We start from the raw sequence: 20,524 nt of genomic DNA on the forward strand, positions 1-20,524 counted from the left end.
TTCCTCCTTCGTGGGATCAGAAGCGGCCGCTGACGCGGAGCGTGAGGATGGGGCCGATGTCCCGGTCGCGCCGCTCGATATAGGCGACGGGGCGGGTGCGGCGGCCGTCATGGACGACGCGGTAGGCCATGCTGTCGGCGCCGAGCAGATTGCCGACGCTGCCGCGCACCGTGAGGCCGAAAACGTCCTTGTGCTCGACGAACGCGCCCAGCCACAGCGGGCCTTCCCAATAGCGGTTGACCTCGGTCAGCCGGTAGTTGCGGGTCGGCAGATAATAGCTGGCGTTGCTGCCCCACGCCCAATCGGTGCCCGGCACGTCGTGCCGGAACGACAGGTTCACGTTGTGGAGCAGGCTGTTGCTGATCCGCCGGTTGCGCCCGGTCAGCGGATCTTCCACCCGGCTGTCCTGCATCTGCACGGTCGCGTCGAACCTGGCGCCGCGCCAGCCGGCCGGATCGAAATTGACCGTGCCCTTCCATTCGAGGCCGTAGCGGATCGCGCGGTCGAGATTGCCCGGCGACTGGCCGGTGTCGCCGATCGGGACGATGTCGACGATGTCGTCGATCAGGTGGCCGTAGAGGCGCAGGCTGGTCGTGCCCCAGGGGCCGAGATTGCGCACCGTCTCCACCTCCGCCTCCCAGATCTGCGGCGGGACGAGATCGGGATTGCCGCTGTTCTGCCGGTCGTCGGCCAGGTTCACGGTGGCGAGGAAATCGTAGAAATTGAGCTGCCCCACCCGCCGGCGCAGGCGCAGGTTGACGTCGAGCCGGGGCGCCGGCTTCCAGGCGGCGCTGATCTGCCCCTTGGGACGCCAGAAGCTCTGGGTGGCGGTTCCCGCGGCGGCGATGTGGCTGAGCTTCGAATATTCGCCGCCGGCGGACAGCTGCACCGACAGGCGCGGCGAGAGGGTGCGGCCCCAGCTCCCCATCACTTCGTAGCGGTCTTCCTCGATCCGCGCGCTGCCGCCGGGCAGCGGGACCTCGACCAGATCGCCGGCCGGATCGAGATCGAAGAAGCGCGAGACGCTGTCGAGGCTGTTGAACGCGCCCTCGGCCGAGAGCTGCCAGTCGCCGCCCCAGCCGCGCCAGCGATATTCGCCCCGCGCGATGCGCTCGCTCTGGTCGCCCAGCCGCGTGAAGCGGTTGCCGGTACGCGGCGCGCCGTCGGCGAAGTCGAGCCTGAGGTCGGTCTCGTATGGCTGGTGCTGCGCGCGGTTGAGGCCGATCAGCTTCAGCCGGCCCGGGCCGAGCGCGAATTCGAAATCGCCGCCGATCTCGTAGCTGTGGCCGCCTTCTTCCTGGGTGACGAAGCGCAGCCGGTCGACCAGGCCGGGGCCGGTCCGGAGCCCGCCTTCCGAGGATTCGAAGAAGATCTTCTGGAAGGACAGGTTGAGGTTGCCGACCGAGCTGCCCGGCCCGTCGATCGCGAAGCGGCTGCTGATGCGCGGCCGTTCGGGCCGGCCGCGGAAGATTTCGTCGCGATATTCGATCAGCTGGAAATCGGGGCCGTAGATCCAGGTCGGGCCGCCGGCGCCGCCGCGCCCGGGCTGGTTGTCGATGCCGACCGTCCATTCGACCGGGCCGCTGGTGCCGCTGGCCGACACTTCGAACCGGCTCCACAGCGCCGGCGCGTAGCGGGCGCGCACCTCCGGGCTCCAGAAGAACTGGCCGGAAATCCCGCCGGCGCGGGCGACAACGTTCGCGACCTGGCCCGACAGGCCGGGGATGTCGAGCGTCGCGCCGTCGCGTATCTCGATGCGGATCACGTTCTGGGCCGGGATGCGGCTCAATTCCGCCTGGATGTCGTTCGACTTGCCCGATATGCGCTGGCCGTTGACGATGACGTTGACGCCGGCCTCGCCCAGGCCCCGTTCCTGGGTCTGTTCGCGGATGGCGAAGCCCGGCACCTGGCGCAGCATGTCGAGCGCGTTGCGCGGGGCGAAGCGAGCGAAGTCCTCCGGCATGAAGGTGCGGGAACCCTCGACCGTGGCGGGCGGCGCCGCCTCCTGCGCCAGCGCCGGCGCGGCCGAGGCGAGCAGGGCCGCGGCAAGGGAGATCCGGCCGGCGCGGGTCGTCGAAAAACGCATGTCACTTCCTCCCTTGCGCGGGAGGCGATTCGTACCCCGCATGGGGCGGGCCTCTTTCCGCTACGTTTGTAGCGTTAGCTGCAAATGTAGCGCGCCCGCAACCCCCAAAATGCAAGGGAGCGGCAAGAGATCAGGCGACGGTGCGGATCGGGAGCGCCGAAAGGATGCGCTGGCGAAGCTCGCGCTCGTCGGCGAAGCGCCCTTCCTTGCGCGCGGAGGCGCGCTGGCGGAGCAGGTTCAGCAGCAGCGATTCGCCCTGCGCCGGGCGCCAGGGCGTGGCCGTGAGATCGATGGGGGTCAGGAATTTGGCGCCGATCCGGCCGGCGCGGTGCCAGGTCACCTGGGCCTCGACCGGGCCGAGGCCGGGCAGGTCGATGGTGACGATGCTGCCGCGCAGGACCCGCGCCTCGCACGCCGCCTTGAAGCCGCCGGCCGAGATGTCGATCAGCTCGACCTCGATGCTGCTCCAGTCGTTGGGGCGCATCCTGGTCGGCGCGCCCACCCTGATCCGATCGCTCTTGCGCAACCGTCCCTCCTCGCAACGCTGCGTGGCGGACGGAGTCGCGAAAGCCACTCCGCCCAGCCTCAAGATAGTTCCGCAAGGTTAATGAATGGCTTCCGGTGCCGGCGGCGGTCCGCGCTAGCAATTCGGTAAGGCTTTGGCGGCATAAGCGGAACCAGCGATATCAAGAGGGGACCTGCCAGCAATGCATGATCTTCGTGCCGCTATCCTGTCGGGCGACGGCGTGAAGCCTTATTCGCCGGTCACCACGAAGGAGACGTGCCGTCGCAAGTCCGGCGCGGAGGGCAGCCTCGTCCGGGTCGCGATCCCGCGGGCCGAGCGCCGCATCACCAACCAGCGCCGCGAGGACCGGCACCGGGGCATCGTCGAACGGGCGATGATCGGTTTCCGCCGCAAGAAGCTGCTGGTGAAGGTGGTCAACATCTCGGCGAGCGGGCTGATGATCGAGGCGGACATCGAACCGCGGATCGGCGAGCGGATTTCGGTGACCTTTGAAGGCATGCCGCGCATCGACGGAATCGTGCGCTGGGTGCGCGAAGGCCGCATCGGGCTCGACGTCGGCGACCAGGCGATCGCGCTGGAATGATACGGCTCCCGACATGAGGAAGGGCCGCTTCTCCGGCCTGGGCGAAGGCGGCGGGGGCGGGCGCCCGACGAACCTGTGGCTCGCGGGCCTGCGCCGCGCCGACGCCGCTCAGGGCGGCTATCTCCCCCGTCTCGCCGCCATCGCCTCCGCGCTGGCGGCGATCCAGCTTGCCTGCGGCGGAGCCCTGCTCGCCGGCGGCGGGCCGAGCACGGCTGCGGTCGTGCTGGCCGGCGGCATCGCCGTGCTGCTGCCGTTTCCGATCCTGCTCGCGGCCGCCGCCGCCGCGGCGGTGCTCATCCTCGCCGCGACGCTCGGGCTCGACGGCGCCGCGATCGGCGCCGCTTTCTCGGCCTGCCTCGTCGGCCTCAGCCTGTCGCGCGCCCGCGACACGCTCGCGCGCGCCCGCGAGCAGCGCGCCAGCGAGCGCCAGGCGCGGATGGCGCGGCTGTTCGTCGGCGACATCGAACGCGGCGGGCGCGGCTGGTTCTGGGCGACCAATGCCGACGGGCTCCTCACCTATGTCTCCGAACCGCTCGCCGCCGCGCTCGGCCGCCGCGCCGCCGACCTGGCCGGGCGGCCGTTCGGCGAGCTGCTGCTGGTCGAGGACGAGGAGGAGGAAGGCGGCGATCCGGCCCGGCCGACGGTCGTCTTCCATCTGTCGGCCCGCTTTCCCTTCGCGGACATACCCGTGCGTCCGAACGGCCGCACCGACGTGCGGTGGCTGCTGTCCGGCACGCCCAGCTTCGACGAGCGCGGCCGCTATCTCGGTTTTCGCGGCATGGGCACCGACATTTCGGAGCGCGAGCGCGGCGAGGTCGAGAAGAGCCGGCTGGCGACGCTCGATTCGCTGACCGGCCTCGCCAACCGGGCGATGATGCGCCGCACGCTCGAGGAGGCGCTGCGCAACGCCGACAGCCGCAAGGAAGGCTGCGCGCTGCTGCTGATCGACCTCGACCGCTTCAAGCAGGTCAACGACACGCTCGGCCATCCGATCGGCGACGCGGTGCTGCGCGAAGTGGCGCAGCGGCTCGCCGCGGTGATCGGCAATGACGGCAAGGCCGGCCGCCTGGGCGGCGACGAGTTCGAGGCGGTGCTGCCCGGCATCGACGAGGAGGGGCGCCTCGCCCAGCTCGCCGGCCGGCTGATCGAGCAATTGTCGCTCCCCTATCTCATCAAGAGCCACCGCATCTCGATCGGCGCCTCGGTCGGCATCGCCATCTCGCGGCCCGGCAAGACGCTGCCCGACGCTTTGGTCAAGGAAGCCGACCTCGCCCTCTATGCCGCCAAGGCGAACGGGCGCGGCACCTTCTGCTTCTTCGAGGCGGGGCTGCAGACGCGCGAGACGGACCGCCAGATCCTCGCCGCCGACCTGCGCCGCGCGGTGGAGCAGGGCCAGCTGTCGCTGGTCTATCATCCGATCATTGAGGCGGCGACCGAGGAGCCGGTCGGCTTCGAGGCGCTGCTGCGCTGGGCACATCCCACGCGCGGGCCGCTGTCGCCCGCCGCCTTCCTTCCGGTGGCGGAAGAGACCGGGCTGGTCGTCGACATCGGCCGCTGGGCGCTCGCCGCCGCCTGCGCCGACGCGGCCCAATGGCCGAAGACCTGCCGCGTCGCGGTCAATGTCTCCCCGGTCGAGCTGGCGCGGCCCGGCTTCGCCGCCGGCGTGGCCGAGGTGCTGAAGGCGACCAGCCTCCCGCCCGAACGGCTCGAGCTCGACCTGCGCGAGGAATCGCTGGTCGCCGAAGGCGGCTGCGCCCAGGCGGCGCTGGCGGAGCTGGAAGCGCTCGGCGTCCGCCTCGCCATCGACGATTTCGGCGCCGGCCAGTCCAGCCTCGCCAGCCTCCGCAACGCCGCGCTCGACACGATCAAGATCGATCCCGCCATGCTGCGCGCCGCGGCGGACCGGGCCGGCGGCCGCAACGGCGCCGCGGTGCGGGCCATCGTCGCTATGGCCGAGGGGCTGGACATGACGGTGGTGGCCGAAGGCGTGGAAACGCTGGAGGAGCTGGCGCTGGCGCGGGAGCTCGGCTGCGCGCAAATCCAGGGCTTCATCTTCGGCCGTCCGGTCGCCGCCGCCGAAGCCGCGCGCATGGCGCGGGAAAGCCGCAGCGTCGACGCGCGCGGGCTCGCCTACAGCCGGCCGCCGCGCCACAGCCTGATCCGCAACGGCAGCCTCAAGGTCGGCCAGCGCACCCACGAGGTGCGGCTGCGCAACATCTCCGCCGCGGGCGCGATGCTGGAATGCGCCGGCCGGTTCAAGGAAGGCGCGCGGGCGGAGCTGGACCTGGGCGGCGGCATCCGCCTCCCGGCCGAGATACGCTGGGCGCATGACGGCCGGCTCGGCCTGCGCTTCGCCACCGAGTTCGAGCTGCGCGAACTCGGCCAGAAGGCGCCCGCCGCGACCGTGCAGCCGCTGATGCCCGAATATCTGAAGAGCGAGACCAGCCCCGCCTCGCCCTGGGCCGGCCGCAAGGAAAGGCTGACCCTGAAGGACGTCCGCCGCGGCTAGCGCCCGGCGCGATAGACGCGGAGCACGTCGGCGATCGGCAGGGCTTCGATGCGGCCGCGGTGGCCCGACATCGGCTCGGCCGCGAACATGGAATTGAGCACGGCCTCTTCGGTCGCTTCCATCGCCGCGAGGAAGAGCGGGCTGGTGAGGTCGTTCGGAAGCTCGGCGACGTCCGCGACGGCGCCGCGGCGGGCCGGGGTGCGGCGCACGTCCTGATGGGTGGAAAAGGCGATCGCATAGTCGCCCGATCCGTTGGTGATCGGCGATCCGGTGCGGGCGATGCCGAGGAAGGCGCGGCGGGCGAGCCGCTCGAGATTGCGGTCGGACAGAGGCGCATCGGTCGCGATGACGATCACCACCGATCCGTCGCCCGATCCGGCGGCCAGCTCGTCGCGCAGCATGTGGCGGCCGAGCGCGCGGCCGACCTCCGCCCCGCCGACGCTCAGCACGCCGCCATAATTGGACTGGACGAGGACGCCCACCGTCCAGCCGCCGAGACTGGCGGGCAGGCGGCGCGAGGCGGTGCCGATCCCGCCCTTCCAGCCGAACGCCACCGTGCCGGTGCCGGCGCCGACCGCGCCCTCCACCACCGGTCCGCCCCGCGCCGCCTCGATCGCCGCGCGCGCGTCGGCCTTGGCCACACGCCGGGCGCGGATGTCGTTCAGGAAGCCGTCATTGGTCTCGCCCACGACGGCGTTGACCGACCGCACCTCCCCGTTGCCGGCCTGCTCCAGCGTCCATTCGATCGCCGCCGCCATCGCTTCGGGAACGGCGAGGGTGTTGGTGAGGAGGATCGGGGTCTCGATCTCGCCGAGCTCCTCGATCTGGGTCGATCCGGCGAACTTGCCGAAGCCGTTCGCCACCGCGAAGCCGGCCGGCACCTTGTCCTGGAAGAGGTTGCCGGAATGCGGGAGGATCGCGGTCACGCCGGTGCGGATCGTGTTTCCCTCGATCAGCGTCGCATGCCCGACGGTCACCCCAGCGACGTCGGTGATGGCGTTGAGCGGTCCCGGCGCGAGGATGCCGATCTCGACCCCCGCGTCGCGCGCCCGCGGCCGGTCCGTGGCACCCTCGCTCACGGTCGCCGACAGCAGGACGGCAAGGACGAGGGTTGGGAATGGCACATCGAACCTCCAGCAGCAGCCGCCGCTTTAGACCCGGCGGGGTCCGGGTTCGTCAAGCGGCGGGGCGCGAACTGGGGGGAGATCCCGGCCTTCGCCGGGATGACGGAGAGGAATTCCGGCCCCATCCCTGCCGTCATCCCGGCGAAAGCCGGGATCTCTTCGTCCTTCGCGATCCCGCGATCAGCAGACGGTGCAGTGATCGACGCCCTCGGTCGCGGCATAGGTTCGGCGGACGATCTCCTCCAGCACATCCGCGTCCACGTCGGCCAGCTTGTTGAGATAGAGACAGGCCTTGGAACGGCGGTGCTTGCCCAGCTTTTCGAGCAAAGCCTCAAATTCGGGGAAGCCGCCCACATAGAGGACCAGATTGGCCGAGCGGGGAGAAAAGCCGACACGGCACATGTCGCCTTCATGACCGCTGGCATAGCGGTAATGATAGCTGCCGAAGCCGACGATCGACGGCCCCCACATCGTCGCGGGCTCCCCCGTCACCCGCTCCATCAGCGCGCGCACCGTTATGCCGTCGGCGCGCCGCGCCGGATGGGCGACCCCGTCGAGGAACGCGTCGACGCTGACGTCGGTCGGCCGCGTCTTGATCTCGGCCATGGCTGTCTCCTCCCCTCTCCGGCGACGGAAGGCGGGATTGTACGCGGTCTGCGGGGAGGGGCAAGCTCAGGGAAGGTGGAGGAGGGGGGTAGATCCCGGCCTTCGCCGGGATGACGGGCGGGGCGGCGGGACCCATCCTTTGCCGTCATTCCGGCGAAAGCCGGAATCTCCCCCCATCACTCCACCCCGCGTCGCCCGGAAATGAACCTGCGCGGCGCGGGGCGGTTGTTGGGGCATGACAGCGCAGCCGCAGCCCATCGACCTTCCGGCCGTCAAGGACGCCGTGGAGGAGATCACGAAGGAAATGTTCGCCTGCTCCGACCGGGGCGAGGCCACCAAGCGGATCGGGCCCTTGTCCGAGGTGGACACCCGTCAGTTCGGGATCGCGATCCTCACCCGCGAGGGCGATCTCGTCTGCGGCGGCGATGCCGACACGCCCTTTTCGATCCAGTCCATTTCCAAGGTCTTCTCGCTGGAGCTGGCGCTGGAGCGCTATGGCGAAAAGCTGTGGGACAGGTGCGGGCGCGATCCGTCGGGGGATCCGTTCAACTCGATCATCGATCTCGAGCGGCACAAGGGCCATCCGCGCAACCCGTTCGTCAACGCCGGCGCGCTGGTGGTGATCGACGCCCTGCTCGACGCGCTGAGCGCCGACGAGGAGGTGCAGGCGGTGATCGACTTCGTCGCCCGGCTGCTGGATGGCGAGGCCTTTTCGCTCAACGAGGAGATCGCCGAGGCGGACCGCACCGGCAGCCATCTCAACCGCGCGCTGCTCAGCCTCGCCAAGCATTTCGGCAACGTCAACAACGCCATCGCCGACGTGCTGCGCGCCTATGTGCGGCAATGCGCGATCGAGCTGTCCTGCCGCCAGCTCGCGCGCGTCGGCCGCTTCCTGATGCTGGAGGGGCCGGACGATCGCGCCTGCCCGCGCGAAGACGCCGCCCGGCGTGCGCGGCGCATCCTCGCCCTGATGATGACCTCCGGACAATATGACGGGGCGGGCGAGTTCGCCTACCGCGTGGGCCTCCCCGCCAAGAGCGGGATCGGCGGCGGCATCCTCGCCATCGCGCCCAACACCGCCTCGATCGCGGTCTGGTCGCCGGGGCTCGACGAGAGCGGCAATTCGCTGCTCGGCACCCGCGCGCTCGAAATGCTGACCGACCGGCTCGACTGGTCGAGCTTCGGCCGCGTCAGGACCCGCTGATCCGCGCCCGCGCCCATTCGGCGAGCGTGCGGGTGAAGGTCGACAGGTCCCGCCGCAGCGCGCGGGCGCGGTCGGTCGGCTCCAGCGTCGCGGCGTCGAGATAGAGGCGGCGGTTGATCTCGATCTGGACGCTGTGGCGGCCCTGCGCCGGGCGGCCGTGCAGCGCGGTGATGTAGCCGCCCTTGAACGGCGCGTTGCGCGCGACCGTATAGCCGAGCTCTTCCAGCAGGCCGGCGACGCGGTCGGTGAAGGGGGCTTCCGCGCTCGTCCCGTCGCGGTCGCTGACGACGAAGTCGGGGCGGGTCGCGCCGGGATCGGGGGCGAGCGCGTCGCCGACCGGGCGCATCGAGTGCCAGTTCACGTGCCACACCTTGCCCCAGCGCCGCTCCGCCGCCGCCAGAGCCTCCTCCAGCGCCGCATGATAAGGCCGCCACAGCTTCTCGATCCGGCGCAGGATGTCGTCATGGTCGAGCGGGCGCTCGTAGATCGGCTTGCCGTCCGGACCGACCCGGAAGATGAGGCCGAGGCCGCGCCGCGAATAGTCGGTCGGGCGGGCCTCGTGCGGCCAGTCGGCGCCGGTCAGGTCCTCGCCGATATCGTCGGGCGCGCGGTTGGGATCGATATAGGCGCGGGGGAAATTGGCGGCGATCAGCAGAACGCCGTGATCCGGCGCGTCGACCAGCAGATCGTCCACCATCCGGTCCTCGAACCCCCACAGCTGCTCGACCGGCAGGACCGGCCGGAAGTCCTCGGGATAGCTGCGCCCGCTGTGCGGCGAATCGTAGACGATCGGGAGCTCGGCGCCCGCCGCGGGACGGCGGAAAATGACGGGATCGGCATAGGGCATGCCGCTTCAATCGCCGAGCGGCGGCGAAGGTTGCCGTCAACCGCCGGGGGGCGGAACGTCCCGCGGCGGGGCAGGGGCCGCCTTAACCCTCTTTCCCCATCGACGCGCCCGCGCCCGCGCGCCACCGTGCGGCCGACTTCGAAGGAGAAACGGGATGCGGATCATCGCGGGACTGGCGCTGGCGCTGCTGGCGGGCAATGCGGCGGCCCAGGGCGGCGGCGCCCCTTATTCGGTGCGCGAGACCGGCCAGGGCTTCGCCAGCCTGCAGCAGGCGGTCGACGCGATCGGCGACGGCGCGGGCACCATCCTGATCGCGCCGGGGCGCTACCGCGACTGCGCCGTCCAGCAGGCGGGGAGCGTCGCCTATGTCGCCGCGCAGCCGGGCATGGCGATCTTCGACGGCGGCGTGTGCGAGGGCAAGGCGGCCCTCGTGCTGCGCGGCCGCGAGGCGCGGGTCGAAGGGCTCGTCTTCCAGAACCTCGCCGTGCCGGACGGCAACGGCGCCGGCATCCGCATGGAGAAGGGCCGCCTGCTGGTGCGCGAATCGCTGTTCCGCGACAGCGAAAGCGGCATCCTCTCCGCCAACGATCCCAATGGCGAGATAAGGATCGAGCAATCGACCTTTTCGGGGCTCGGCCGCTGCGACCGCGGCCTGTCCTGCGCCCATTCCATCTATATCGGCGATTTCGGCACGCTGTCGGTGGCGCGGGTCCGCTTCGAACGCGGCACCGGCGGCCATTATGTGAAGACGCGCACGCCCCGCGTCGAGGTGGTGGATTCGAGCTTCGACGACACCGCGGGCCGGGCCACCAACTATATGATCGACCTGTCGAACGGATCGAGCGGCACGATCGCGCGCAACGTGTTCGTGCAGGGGCCGAACAAGGAGAATTACAGCGCGCTGATCATGATCGCGCCGGAGGGGCGCGATAACAGCTCCGACGGGCTGCTGATCGCCGACAACGACGCGTCGGTGGCGCCGGCCTTCACCCGCCGCACGACCTTCGTCGCCGACCGCAGCGGCGAGGGGATCAGGATGGAGAACAACCGGCTGGGGCCGCGCATCGCGCCCTACGAGCGGCGCTGAGCCGGGCGGGAAGACGGATTGAAGGGGGATGGGCTCGGGAGGGTCCCGCTCCCGAAAAGGGTGAAAGGAGCGGGACCCTCAACCCGTGGCGCCCCCACCGCGAGTCGCCTTCTTCATATCATTGATTCCGAAGGCCAAGAATAGGTCCGCCGAACCGTTCATCGCACAGCGGAAAAGGATGCTATAGGGCCGCCCGGAACAAGTCCGCGGGAGCCGAGGTGGCCGCATTGCTGAGAGTGCTGACGGCGTTCGCGCTGGCCTTCGGGCTGGCCGCGGGCGGCTGGGCGCAGGCGCCGGGCGGCAACAATATCGCCGCCAGCCTGGTCGCGGAAAGCGACCGGCCGGCGCCGGGCCGGACGGTGACGCTGGCGATCGAGATGCGGCCGAAGGCGGGCTGGCACGGCTATTGGCGCAATCCCGGCGACGCGGGGGTCGAGCCGCGCATCGAGTGGCGCCTGCCGGCGGGCCTCGAGGCGGGGCCGCTTCTCTATCCGGTGCCGGAACGGCTGAGCATCGCCGGCCTGATGAACTATGTCTTCAAGGGCGATTACGCCCAGCTCGTCGCGCTCAGGGTGCCGGACGGCCTCGCGCCCGGGACCGCGCTGCCGCTGCGGGCGCGGTTCGACTATCTCGCCTGCACCGACGAAATCTGCGTTCCGGAAAGCGCGGACCTCGCGCTCGACCTGGTGGTGGGCGACGGAGGGGTGGCGCCGGCGCGGCGGGCGGCGTTCGACCGCTGGCGCGAGAGGCTGCCGCGGCCGCTCGGCGGCGAGGCGCGCTTCGCGGTGGCGGACGGCCGCTTCCGCCTGGCGGTGCCGCTTCCGGAAGGGGTGGCGCTGTCCGATCCCTATTTCTACCCGGCGCAGGACGGCGCGATCGCTTATGCCGCGCCCCAGGCGGTGAGCCGCAACGGCGACATGCTGATCGTCGAAACCGACGCCGGCCGCGCGCCGCCCGAGGCGCTGGAGGGCGTGCTGCGAATCGGCGAGGGGCGGGGGCTCGCCTTCGCCGCCGTGCCGGGCGATGTTCCGGCGGCGGGGCGGCCGGTCGCCGGGTCGGGCGAAGGCGCCGGGATCGGAACCCTGCTCGCCGCCTTGATCGGGGCGTTGCTCGGCGGGCTCATCCTCAACATCATGCCCTGCGTCTTCCCGATCCTGTCGCTGAAGGCGCTGAGCCTCGCCCGCGCCGGCGGCGACGAGGCGCGGGCGCGGCGGGAGGCCTTGGCCTATGCGGCGGGCGTGATCGGCATGTGCCTGGCGCTCGGCGGGGCGCTGCTCGCGCTGCGCGCCGCCGGACTGGCGGCGGGCTGGGCCTTCCAGCTGCAGGACGCGCGCGTCATCCTTTTCCTTCTCCTTCTCGTCACCGCGATCGCGCTCGGCCTGGCGGGGCTGTTCCGGCTGCCGGCGCTCGCCGTCGGCGACGGCCTCGCGCGCGGCGGCGGCGCCAGGGGCGCCTTCTGGACGGGCGCGCTCGCCGCCTTCGTCGCGACGCCCTGCACCGGACCCTTCATGGGCGCGGCGCTGGGCGCGGCTTTGGTGCTGCCGGGGGCGGCGGCGCTGGCGGTGTTCGGCGGCCTCGGCCTCGGCCTCGCCCTTCCGTTCCTGCTGCTCGGCTTCGTGCCCGCGCTGCGGCGGCGCCTGCCGAAGCCCGGGCCCTGGATGGAGGGGTTCCAGCGGCTGCTGTCGGTGCCGATGTTCCTCACCGCGCTGGGCCTTGCCTGGATTCTCGGCCGGCAGGCGGGGGCGGACGGGATGGCGCTCGGCCTCGGCGCGGCCTTGATACTCGGCCTCGCGCTCTGGTGGTGGGGGCGGCGCGGCGGCTGGCTGCCGCTCGCCCCGGCCGCGGCGGCGCTGGCGGCCGGGCTGATGCTGGTGCCCGCCGCCGCTCCGGTCGCCGCGCGGGCGCCGGGACTGTTGGCGGAGGAAGCGTTCAGTGAAGCCCGGCTCGCGGCGCTGCGGGCGGAGGGGCGGCCGGTGTTCGTCTATTTCACCGCCGACTGGTGCCTCAGCTGCAAGGTCAACGAGGCGGCGGTGCTGGAGCGGCGGGAGGTGGCGGACGCCTTCGCCGCGGCGGGCGTCGCCGTGCTGGTCGGCGACTGGACCCGCGGCGATCCGGACATCGGCCGCTTCCTGGAGCGACACGGCCGTTCGGGCGTGCCGCTCTATCTGTTCTACCGGCCCGGCGCCGAGCCGGAGATCCTGCCGCAGGTGCTCACGGTCGGACAGGTGACGGGGCTGGTTTCCCGAGCCGTCAGATCTTGACGCCGGGCGGCGGCGGCGGCGCGGCGCCTTCGGCCCGCCAGCTGTCGTCGATCATCTTGATGATGGCGGAAAAGTCCTTGCCGGCGCCGCCCAGCCGCTCGGCGAAGCGGGTGTAGAGCTCCTCGGCATGGGCGCCCATCGGCGTGTAGGCGTCGACGCTCTGCGCCGCTTCCATGGCGAGACGCAGATCCTTCAGCATCAGCGCGGCCGCGAAACCGCCTTCATAATCGCGGTCGGCCGGCGTTTCGGGGCCGACGCCGGGGACGGGGCAATAGCTGGTCATCGACCAGTTCTGGCCGGACGCCTTGGACGCGATGTCGAAGAAGGTCTGCGGATCGAGGCCGAGCTTCTGGGCGAGCGCGAAGGTCTCGCAGGTGGCGATCATCGATGCGCCGAGCAGCATGTTGTTGCAGATCTTCGCCGCCTGGCCGGCGCCCGGCCCGCCGGCATGGATCACCGCCTTGCCCATGGCTTCGAGGAAGACCGCCGCCTGTTCGAAGGCGGTTTCGGTGCCGCCCACCATGAAGGTGAGCGTGCCGCCCTCCGCCGCCGCGATTCCGCCCGACACCGGCGCGTCGACCATGCGGTAGCCGGCGGCCTGCGCCTTCGCGATCTCCTCGCGCGCGGTGGCGACGTCGATGGTCGAACAATCGATCAGGATCGCGCCGGTCGGCGCCTTGCCGATGACGCTGCCTTCATAGACGTCGCGCACGTGGCGGCCGGCCGGCAGCATGGTGATCACGGCATCGGCGCCCTCCACCGCCTCGGCGGCGGAAGCGGCGGGGAGGCAGCCGCGCTCCTGCGCCTTTTCCAGCGCCGCGGCGCTCAGATCGAAGGCGCGCACGTCATGGCCCGCCTTCGCCAGATTCGCGGCCATCCCGCCGCCCATATTGCCGAGACCGATGAAACCGATGCGTGCCATGAACTGAGCCTCTTCTCGTCATTCCAGCGAAAGCTGGAATCTCGTTGTTCGTAGAGGAAGGGAGATCCTGGCTTTCGCCGGGATGACGGGGAGCTACCGTCCCTTCCACTCCGCCGCGCGTTTGGCGACGAAGGCGCTCATGCCTTCCTTCTGGTCCTCGGTGCCGAACAGGCCGTGGAACAGGCGGCGCTCGAAGACGATGCCCTGCGCGAGCCCGGTCTCGAAGGCGGCGTTCACCATCTCCTTGGTGGCGATGGCGGCGAGCGGGGCCATGCCGGCGATCGCCTCGGCGGTCTTGAGCGCCTCGTCGATGAGCTCGGCCGCCGGGACGACGCGCGCGACGAGGCCGGAGCGTTCCGCTTCCTCGGCGCCCATCATCCGGCCGGTGAGGCACATTTCCATCGCCTTCGCCTTGCCGACGGCGCGGGTCAGGCGCTGCGATCCGCCCATGCCGGGCGTGACTCCCAGCTTGATCTCCGGCTGGCCGAACTGGGCGGTGTCGGCGGCGATGATGAAGTCCGCCATCATCGCGACTTCGCAGCCGCCGCCCAGCGCATAGCCGGCGACCGCCGCGATCCACGGCTTGCGGGTCGCCGTCACCTGCTCCCAGCCCTGGAAGAAGTTCGAGGCGTACATCTGGGCGAAGCCCTGGCTTTCCATCTCCTTGATGTCGGCGCCGGCCGCGAAGGCGCGCTCGTTGCCGGTCAGGATGGCGCAGCGCTGGCTGTCGTCCGCGTCATAGGCGGCGAAGGCGTGGATGAGTTCGCCGAGCACCGCGCTGTTTAGCGCGTTGAGCGCCCGCGGGCGGTTGAGGATGATCAAGGTCACCGCGCCGCGGCGTTCGACCAGGATGTTCTCGTAGCTTGTCATTGTCTCTCCCGTCATCCCGGCGAAAGCCGGGATCTCATTGCCTTTCCTCTGCCGGAAGAAGAACCGGGATTCCAGCTTTCGCTGGAATGACGATCAGGGGAGAGGCGTCCACTCCTTCCCATGCGGCAGCGGGGCGAACAGCTCGTCGAGCAGATCGTCGGTCACGTCCTCCGGCCGCGCCGGATTCCAGGCGGGCTGATTGTCCTTGTCGACCAGCAGCGCCCGGACGCCTTCGATGAAGTCGTGCCGCCGTACCACGCGGCCGGCGAGCGCATATTCGAGCGCCATCTCGTCGGCGAAGCTCGGCATCCGCGCGCCCTCGCCGAGCAGGCGGAGCGACACCTTGCAGGCCTGCGGGCTCTTGGTGCGCAGCGTCGCCAGCTCCTTGGCCGCCCACTCGCTCGGATCGGCCTCCAGCGCTTCGAGGATGTCCTCGTAGCGGTCGGACGCGAAGGTCTTGTTGATGTGGAGGAAATTGGCGGCGATGCGCGGCTCCGGCGGGGCCGCCGCCGCCTCGCCCAGGATGCCGTCCACCCGGTCCGGATGCTCCGCGATCCGCGCCTTCACCTCGTCGAGCCGTTCGGACGGGACATAGTGGGTGGCAAGACCCAGATATTTGCACTCCGCACCGTCGAGCCGCGCGCCGGTCAGCGCCAGGAACTGGCCCACCCGGCCGGGCAGGCGCGACAGATACCAGCCGCCGCCCACGTCCGGGAACAGGCCGATCGCCGTCTCCGGCATGGCGAAGCGGGTATGTTCGGTCGCGACCCGGTAGCGACAGGGCTGCGAGATGCCGACCCCGCCGCCCATCACGATCCCGTCCATGAAGGCCACGGTCGGCTTGGGATAGGTGAAGAGCAGGTGATTGAGGCGATATTCGGTGTGGAAGAAGGCGCGCGCCTCCGCCCCGTCGCCGGCGCCGCTGTTGCGGAGCATGACGACGTCGCCGCCGGCGCAGAAGCCGCGCCCTTCGGCATGGTCGAGCGTGATGGCGAGGATCGCCGGATCGTCGCGCCAGCCGAGCAGCGCCGCGATCATCGCCGCGCACATCTCCTCGGTCAGCGCGTGCAGCGCCTTGGGCCGGTTGAGGCGGATCCGGCCGAGCGGGGGCTCGGCGAGGGTGATAACGTCCGTCATGCCGCCAATATTCTCTCTGACACCGCGGGTCCGATCACTGGCGCAGCATGTCCCGGGCGATGATCATGCGCATGATCTGGTTGGTGCCTTCCAGGATCGAGTGGACGCGAAGGTCGCGCCAGAAGCGCTCGATCGGATAATCCTGGAGGTAGCCGTAGCCGCCGTGGAGCTGGAGCGCGCGGTCGACGACCGAGGAGCCGGTATCGGTGGCGAGGCGCTTGGCCATCGCGGCAAAGCGGGTCTTGTCGGGCGCGTTCTCGGTCACCTTGACCGCCGCGGCGTAGAGCAGGGTGCGCGCCGCCTGCAGCTCGGTCTCCATGTCGGCGAGCATGAACTGGGTGTTCTGGAAATCGGCGATCGGCTGGCCGAACTGCTTCCTCTCCTTGGTGTAGGAAACGGCCTCGTCGAGGCAGCGCTGCGCGCCGCCGAGCGAGCAGGCGCCGATGTTGAGACGGCCGCCGTCGAGGCCCATCATCGCGATGCGGAAGCCCTCGCCCTCGCCGCCGACCAGATTTTCCGCCGGCACGCGGACCTCGTCGAAATTGACCTGGGCGGTCGGCTGCGAATGCCAGCCGAGCTTCTTCTCCTGCGCGCCGAAGCTGACGCCGGGCATGTCCTTTTCGACGACGAGGCAGGAAATGCCCTTCGGACCGTCCTCGCCGGTGCGCACCATGGTGACGTAGATCTCGTTCTCGCCGCCGCCGGAGATGAACGCCTTGGAGCCGGAGACGATGTAGGAATCGCCGTCCTTCACCGCGCGGGTGCGCAGCGCCGCCGCGTCGGAGCCGGACGAAGGCTCGGTCAGGCAATAGGAGCCGATCCGCTCCATCGTCACCATCGAGGGCAGATACTTGCCCTTGACGGTATCCGACCCGAACCGGTCGATCATCCAGCTCGCCATGTTGTGGATCGAGATGAAGGCGGAGGTGGAGGGGCAGCCATAGGCCATCGCCTCCATGATGAGCGCCGCCTCGAGCCGGCCGAGGCCGATGCCGCCGCTCTCCTCGCCGACATAGATCGACCCGAAGCCGAGTTCGGCCGCGGCGCGGATCGTGTCGCGCGGGAAGATGTGCTTCTCGTCCCACTCCCCGGCATGGGGCGTGATCGCGTCGGCGGTGAACTGGCGCGCCATCTCCTGGATCTGGCGCTGCTCGTCGGTGAGGTCGAATTGTGTCATGGCGGCTCCGTTAGCGGAACGGATCGACGATGCGAAGGGTGTCGTCGACGATCATGCCGTGCTGCATGTCTTCGCTGTAGATGGTGCGCGCGCCGCCTTGCAGAGCAACGGTCACCATCAACGCGTCATGAAATGAAAGCTGGTAGCGGGCGGCAATGCGCATGGCCTCCGAATGCGCTTGGCTGTCGATCGGCTGGATCACCGGCACCGCAGCCGTAAGAACGACCAGCGCCTCCTGGATATCTGTCCAACTCCGGCGGTGTTTGCGCGACAGCGCGCTCGCGAATTCGTTGAGCACCTGAACGCTCATGAATCGCGATCGCTCGATGGCGGATGCGGCCGCTTCGCTCTTCTCCTCCGCGAGGAAGGCATAGACCGCGACATTGGTGTCGAAGGTGTAAGGCGGGTTCACAACGGCCCGCGCTCGTGAGCCTCTTCGCGGTCGAACTTCCAACCCTCGGGGAGGGCCCATTTCGTGTCGCGAATCCGCTGGAGGGCCTCTCTGCGGCGCAACTCGACATCTTTCTGGTCAACGGTCTCAAGGACGTTTTCGAGCACCGCCGAGTCGATTTCGTCGCCTTCTCTCAGGCCGAACCGCTCGACAAGGCTCCTGGGCAGGCGCACCGCAAGGCTGTTGCCCCAGCGTCCGATCTGCATCTTCATGGCTCGTCTCCGGATATCCAACTGGATATACAGGGACGGCCGCCTTCGGGCAAGACAGGCCCGGTGCCGCTGACGCGGCCCGGCACGGAGTCTTCTGGCCGCGGACGCCGCCCGTCTCTCCCCCCAACCTCTCTCCCGCAAGGGGAGAGAGGCTGTTCACCCCATAGTGGGGATGACGAACGCATTCTCGCCCGTCACGCTCCCGTCCGGCCAGCGCTGGGTGACCTTCTTGATCTTGGTCCAGAAGCGCACGCCTTCCGGGCCGTGCTGGTCGATGTCGCCGAAGCCGCTCCGCTTCCAGCCGCCGAACGTGTGATAGGCGACCGGCACCGGGATCGGCACGTTGATGCCGACCATGCCGACATTGACCCGCGCCGCGAATTCGCGGGCGGCGTGGCCGTTGCGGGTGAAGATGGCGACGCCGTTGCCGTACTGGTGGTCCGAGGGGAGGCGCAGCGCCTCCTCGAAATTGTCGGCGCGGACCATCTGCAGGACGGGGCCGAAAATCTCTTCCTGGTAGGAGCGGAAGTGCGGCTTCACATGGTCAAAGAAGGTCGGCCCGATGAAGAAGCCTTCTTCATGGCCCTGCAGCTTGAAGCCGCGGCCGTCGATCACGAGCTCGCCGCCCTCGTCGGCGCACATCTGGATGTAGCGCTCGATGTTCGCCTTGTGGGCGGCGGTGACGACCGGGCCGTAATGCGCCTCGGCGTCGGTCGACACGCCGACCCGCAGCTTGCGGACGGCGGGGATCAGCTTCTCGCGCAGCGCGTCGGCGGTCTTCTCGCCGACCGGCACCACGACGGGGAGCGCCATGCAGCGCTCGCCGGCCGAGCCGAAGGCGGCGCCGGCCAGGTCGTTCACCACCTGGTCGAGATCGGCGTCGGGCATGACGATGCCGTGATTCTTGGCGCCGCCGAACGCCTGCACCCGCTTCCCGTTCGCGGTGCCGCGGCTGTAGATGTACTGGGCGATGTCGGACGATCCGACGAAGCTCACCGCCTTGATGTCCTCCTCGTCGAGAATCGCGTCGACCATCTCCTTGTCGCCGTGGACGACCTGGAGGATGCCGTCGGGAAGCCCCGCTTCCTTCATCAGCTCGGCGAGGCGGACGGGGACGGACGGGTCGCGCTCGGAGGGCTTGAGGATGAAGGCGTTGCCGCAGGCGATGGCGACGCCGAACATCCACATCGGGATCATCGCCGGGAAGTTGAACGGCGTGATGCCGGCGACGATGCCGAGCGGCTGGCGCATCGAATAAACGTCGATGCCGGGGCCCGCCCCCTGGGTATATTCGCCCTTCAGCGCGTGGGGGATGCCGCAGGCATATTCGATCACCTCGAGCCCGCGCTGCACGTCGCCCTTGGCGTCGGCGATGACCTTGCCATGCTCGGACGAGAGCAGGAGGGCGAGGTCGTCCATATTCGCTTCAACCAGCTCCTTGAACTTGAACATGACGCGGGCGCGGCGCTGCGGATTCATCGCGGCCCATTCGGGCTGGGCGGCGCGGGCATTGTCCATCGCTTTGTTGAGATCGGCCGCGGTGCCGAGGCGCACCCGCGCCTGGACGCCGCCATTGTTCGGGTCGAACACGTCGCCCTGGCGCTCGCCGGACGCATAGGCGCCGCCGCCGATGAAATGATCGATGTTACGCATGTTTGGTCCTTCGGGACTGGGTCGAAATGATGCGGCAGGCCCTAGCCAAGCCGCGCGGCAAATGCCAGTGACCCAATCCTCCCTGGGACGGGGAGGGGGACCGCGCGCAGCGCGGTGGAGGGGGTTGCGAGCCCCGCACGGCCGGCGCCGCGTCTCGCACCAACCCCCCTCCACCATGCTGCGCATGGTCCCCCTCCCCACAGGTGGGGAGGATATTTGGAGAAGAACATGAAGCTCGGTTCCCTGAAGTCCGGCCGCGACGGCAGGCTCGTCGTCGTCAGCCACGATCTCGCCTGGTGCGCGGACGCGGCCCATATCGCGCCCACCCTGCAGGCGGCGCTCGACGACTGGGACCGGATCGCGCCGCAGCTGGAACTGCTCGCCACCGATCTCGCGCACGAGGCGATCCCGATGATGCGCTTCCACGAGCGGCAGGCGGCGGCGCCCTTGCCGCGTGCCTATCAATGGGCCGACGGTTCGGCCTATGTGAACCATGTCGCTTTGGTCCGGCAGGCGCGCGGCGCCGAGATGCCGGAAAGCTTCTGGACCGATCCCTTGATGTACCAGGGCGCGTCCGACGAGATGCTGGGGCCGCGCGACCAGATCCCGCTCGCCGACGAGAGCTGGGGCTGCGACCTCGAGGCCGAAGTGGTGGTGGTGACCGGCGACGTGCCGCGCGGCGTCTCGCGCGACGAGGCACTCGGCCACATCCGCCTGGTCGGGCTCGTCAACGACGTGTCGTTGCGCAACCTCATCCCCGCCGAACTGGGCAAGGGCTTCGGCTTCCTCCAGTCCAAGCCCGCCTCGGCGCTGTCGCCGGTGTTCGTCACGCCCGACGAACTCGGCGAGCGCTGGAAGGACGGCAAGCTCCACGGGCCGCTCAAGGTCGATCTCAACGGCAAGCCGTTCGGCCGCGCCGATGCGGGCGAGGACATGACCTTCGATTTCGGCACGCTGATCGCGCACCTCGCCAGGACCCGGAACGTCGGCGCCGGTTCGATCGTCGGCTCCGGCACCGTCTCCAACCGTGACGAAGACGGCGGGCCGGGCAAGCCGATCGAGCGCGGCGGGCGCGGCTATTCCTGCCTCGCGGAAGTGCGCACCGTCGAAACCATCCTCGACGGCAAGCCCGCCACTCCCTTCCTCCGCCACGGCGACACCGTCCGCATCTGGATGGAGGACGAACACGGCCACGCCATCTTCGGCACCATCGAACAGGAAGTGGTGCCGGCCTGAGGCTTGCGCCGGGCGGCGGCAGGGCGCAAGGCG

Annotated in this window: 18 protein-coding genes; 6 read left to right on the forward strand and 12 right to left on the reverse strand. The window is 70.0% G+C overall.

Annotated elements, in window-relative coordinates; translation table 11 throughout:
• Window positions 1-16 precede the first annotated feature (16 nt).
• On the reverse strand, window positions 17-2,086 hold the full coding sequence (locus ACK4K7_RS03900) for a TonB-dependent receptor plug domain-containing protein (RefSeq protein WP_431863891.1): 2,070 nt from the start codon (window positions 2,084-2,086) through the stop codon (window positions 17-19).
• A 130-nt stretch (window positions 2,087-2,216) separates the two neighbouring features.
• Window positions 2,217-2,612 carry a PilZ domain-containing protein gene (locus ACK4K7_RS03905; RefSeq protein ID WP_431863892.1) on the reverse strand — a complete coding sequence of 132 codons (396 nt, stop codon included), beginning with the start codon at window positions 2,610-2,612 and terminating at the stop codon, window positions 2,217-2,219.
• A gap of 181 nt (window positions 2,613-2,793) precedes the next feature.
• Here ACK4K7_RS03905 and ACK4K7_RS03910 point away from each other — a divergent pair, with 181 nt between their 5' ends.
• Together ACK4K7_RS03910 and ACK4K7_RS03915 are read left to right on the forward strand one after the other, a co-directional pair.
• On the forward strand, window positions 2,794-3,195 hold the full coding sequence (locus tag ACK4K7_RS03910; RefSeq protein WP_431863893.1) for a PilZ domain-containing protein: 402 nt from the start codon (window positions 2,794-2,796) through the stop codon (window positions 3,193-3,195).
• Between the two features lie 13 nt (window positions 3,196-3,208).
• On the forward strand, window positions 3,209-5,704 hold the full coding sequence (locus ACK4K7_RS03915) for an EAL domain-containing protein (protein WP_431863895.1): 2,496 nt from the start codon (window positions 3,209-3,211) through the stop codon (window positions 5,702-5,704).
• Here the strand turns inward: ACK4K7_RS03915 and ACK4K7_RS03920 are convergent.
• Window positions 5,701-6,828 carry a P1 family peptidase gene (locus ACK4K7_RS03920; RefSeq protein ID WP_431863896.1) on the reverse strand — a complete coding sequence of 376 codons (1,128 nt, stop codon included), beginning with the start codon at window positions 6,826-6,828 and terminating at the stop codon, window positions 5,701-5,703. The genes ACK4K7_RS03915 and ACK4K7_RS03920 overlap by 4 nt on opposite strands.
• A 180-nt stretch (window positions 6,829-7,008) precedes the next feature.
• Window positions 7,009-7,434: a DUF1801 domain-containing protein gene (locus ACK4K7_RS03925; protein WP_431863897.1), complete on the reverse strand. Its 426-nt coding sequence runs from the start codon at window positions 7,432-7,434 to the stop codon at window positions 7,009-7,011.
• A gap of 235 nt (window positions 7,435-7,669) precedes the next feature.
• Here ACK4K7_RS03925 and glsA point away from each other — a divergent pair, with 235 nt between their 5' ends.
• The gene (gene glsA, locus ACK4K7_RS03930; protein WP_431863898.1) at window positions 7,670-8,638 is read left to right on the forward strand and encodes a glutaminase A; all 969 of its coding nucleotides are present in this window, start codon (window positions 7,670-7,672) and stop codon (window positions 8,636-8,638) included.
• Here glsA and ACK4K7_RS03935 read toward each other — a convergent pair.
• Entirely contained in the window at window positions 8,625-9,485 is an 861-nt protein-coding gene (locus ACK4K7_RS03935; protein ID WP_431863899.1) for an N-formylglutamate amidohydrolase, read from the reverse strand. The genes glsA and ACK4K7_RS03935 overlap by 14 nt on opposite strands.
• Window positions 9,486-9,639: 154 nt before the next feature.
• Here ACK4K7_RS03935 and ACK4K7_RS03940 point away from each other — a divergent pair, with 154 nt between their 5' ends.
• Both ACK4K7_RS03940 and ACK4K7_RS03945 read left to right on the forward strand, forming a co-directional pair.
• The gene (locus tag ACK4K7_RS03940) at window positions 9,640-10,572 is read left to right on the forward strand and encodes a right-handed parallel beta-helix repeat-containing protein (protein ID WP_431863901.1); all 933 of its coding nucleotides are present in this window, start codon (window positions 9,640-9,642) and stop codon (window positions 10,570-10,572) included.
• A gap of 218 nt (window positions 10,573-10,790) precedes the next feature.
• Window positions 10,791-12,833: a protein-disulfide reductase DsbD family protein gene (locus tag ACK4K7_RS03945; protein ID WP_431863903.1), complete on the forward strand. Its 2,043-nt coding sequence runs from the start codon at window positions 10,791-10,793 to the stop codon at window positions 12,831-12,833.
• On the opposite strand, the gene mmsB is transcribed toward ACK4K7_RS03945, so the two are convergent.
• The 7 genes from mmsB to ACK4K7_RS03980 all read right to left on the reverse strand — a co-directional run bounded on the left by mmsB (window position 12,823) and on the right by ACK4K7_RS03980 (window position 19,255).
• Window positions 12,823-13,755 (reverse strand): 3-hydroxyisobutyrate dehydrogenase, encoded by a 933-nt coding sequence (mmsB, locus tag ACK4K7_RS03950; RefSeq protein ID WP_431863904.1) that lies wholly within the window; start codon window positions 13,753-13,755, stop codon window positions 12,823-12,825. The genes ACK4K7_RS03945 and mmsB overlap by 11 nt on opposite strands.
• Window positions 13,756-13,848: 93 nt before the next feature.
• Entirely contained in the window at window positions 13,849-14,625 is a 777-nt protein-coding gene (locus ACK4K7_RS03955) for an enoyl-CoA hydratase (RefSeq protein ID WP_431863906.1), read from the reverse strand.
• 93 nt (window positions 14,626-14,718) lie between these two features.
• Window positions 14,719-15,762 carry an enoyl-CoA hydratase/isomerase family protein gene (locus ACK4K7_RS03960; RefSeq protein ID WP_431863908.1) on the reverse strand — a complete coding sequence of 348 codons (1,044 nt, stop codon included), beginning with the start codon at window positions 15,760-15,762 and terminating at the stop codon, window positions 14,719-14,721.
• A gap of 34 nt (window positions 15,763-15,796) precedes the next feature.
• Window positions 15,797-16,939, reverse strand: coding sequence for an acyl-CoA dehydrogenase family protein (locus ACK4K7_RS03965; protein ID WP_431863909.1), 1,143 nt, complete (start codon window positions 16,937-16,939; stop codon window positions 15,797-15,799).
• 10 nt (window positions 16,940-16,949) lie between these two features.
• Complete coding sequence (locus tag ACK4K7_RS03970) at window positions 16,950-17,351, reverse strand: PIN domain-containing protein (protein WP_431863910.1); 402 nt, start codon at window positions 17,349-17,351, stop codon at window positions 16,950-16,952.
• Window positions 17,348-17,602: an AbrB/MazE/SpoVT family DNA-binding domain-containing protein gene (locus tag ACK4K7_RS03975; RefSeq protein WP_431863912.1), complete on the reverse strand. Its 255-nt coding sequence runs from the start codon at window positions 17,600-17,602 to the stop codon at window positions 17,348-17,350. Before ACK4K7_RS03975 ends, ACK4K7_RS03970 begins: the two co-directional genes overlap by 4 nt.
• A 156-nt stretch (window positions 17,603-17,758) precedes the next feature.
• A complete protein-coding gene (locus tag ACK4K7_RS03980) occupies window positions 17,759-19,255 on the reverse strand; it encodes a CoA-acylating methylmalonate-semialdehyde dehydrogenase (protein ID WP_431863913.1) in 1,497 nt (498 codons plus the stop codon).
• A 228-nt stretch (window positions 19,256-19,483) separates the two neighbouring features.
• Between ACK4K7_RS03980 and ACK4K7_RS03985 the strand changes: the two genes are divergently transcribed.
• Window positions 19,484-20,491 (forward strand): fumarylacetoacetate hydrolase family protein, encoded by a 1,008-nt coding sequence (locus ACK4K7_RS03985; protein WP_431863915.1) that lies wholly within the window; start codon window positions 19,484-19,486, stop codon window positions 20,489-20,491.
• Window positions 20,492-20,524 lie beyond the last annotated feature (33 nt).

This window comes from Allosphingosinicella sp., assembly GCF_046295735.1.
GTDB lineage: Bacteria > Pseudomonadota > Alphaproteobacteria > Sphingomonadales > Sphingomonadaceae > Allosphingosinicella.

What these genes read in the sequence shown, in the direction of transcription:
- ACK4K7_RS03935 (WP_431863899.1), bottom strand. Translation starts at nt 9,485, where the DNA reads ATGCCCTATGCCGATCCCGTCATTTTCCGCCGTCCCGCGGCGGGCGCC.
- ACK4K7_RS03955 (WP_431863906.1), bottom strand. Translation starts at nt 14,625, where the DNA reads ATGACAAGCTACGAGAACATCCTGGTCGAACGCCGCGGCGCGGTGACC.
- ACK4K7_RS03915 (WP_431863895.1), top strand. Translation starts at nt 3,209, where the DNA reads ATGAGGAAGGGCCGCTTCTCCGGCCTGGGCGAAGGCGGCGGGGGCGGG.
- ACK4K7_RS03940 (WP_431863901.1), top strand. Translation starts at nt 9,640, where the DNA reads ATGCGGATCATCGCGGGACTGGCGCTGGCGCTGCTGGCGGGCAATGCG.
- glsA (WP_431863898.1), top strand. Translation starts at nt 7,670, where the DNA reads ATGACAGCGCAGCCGCAGCCCATCGACCTTCCGGCCGTCAAGGACGCC.
- mmsB (WP_431863904.1), bottom strand. Translation starts at nt 13,755, where the DNA reads ATGGCACGCATCGGTTTCATCGGTCTCGGCAATATGGGCGGCGGGATG.
- ACK4K7_RS03910 (WP_431863893.1), top strand. Translation starts at nt 2,794, where the DNA reads ATGCATGATCTTCGTGCCGCTATCCTGTCGGGCGACGGCGTGAAGCCT.
- ACK4K7_RS03960 (WP_431863908.1), bottom strand. Translation starts at nt 15,762, where the DNA reads ATGACGGACGTTATCACCCTCGCCGAGCCCCCGCTCGGCCGGATCCGC.
- ACK4K7_RS03900 (WP_431863891.1), bottom strand. Translation starts at nt 2,086, where the DNA reads ATGCGTTTTTCGACGACCCGCGCCGGCCGGATCTCCCTTGCCGCGGCC.
- ACK4K7_RS03965 (WP_431863909.1), bottom strand. Translation starts at nt 16,939, where the DNA reads ATGACACAATTCGACCTCACCGACGAGCAGCGCCAGATCCAGGAGATG.
- ACK4K7_RS03975 (WP_431863912.1), bottom strand. Translation starts at nt 17,602, where the DNA reads ATGAAGATGCAGATCGGACGCTGGGGCAACAGCCTTGCGGTGCGCCTG.
- ACK4K7_RS03985 (WP_431863915.1), top strand. Translation starts at nt 19,484, where the DNA reads ATGAAGCTCGGTTCCCTGAAGTCCGGCCGCGACGGCAGGCTCGTCGTC.
- ACK4K7_RS03980 (WP_431863913.1), bottom strand. Translation starts at nt 19,255, where the DNA reads ATGCGTAACATCGATCATTTCATCGGCGGCGGCGCCTATGCGTCCGGC.
- ACK4K7_RS03925 (WP_431863897.1), bottom strand. Translation starts at nt 7,434, where the DNA reads ATGGCCGAGATCAAGACGCGGCCGACCGACGTCAGCGTCGACGCGTTC.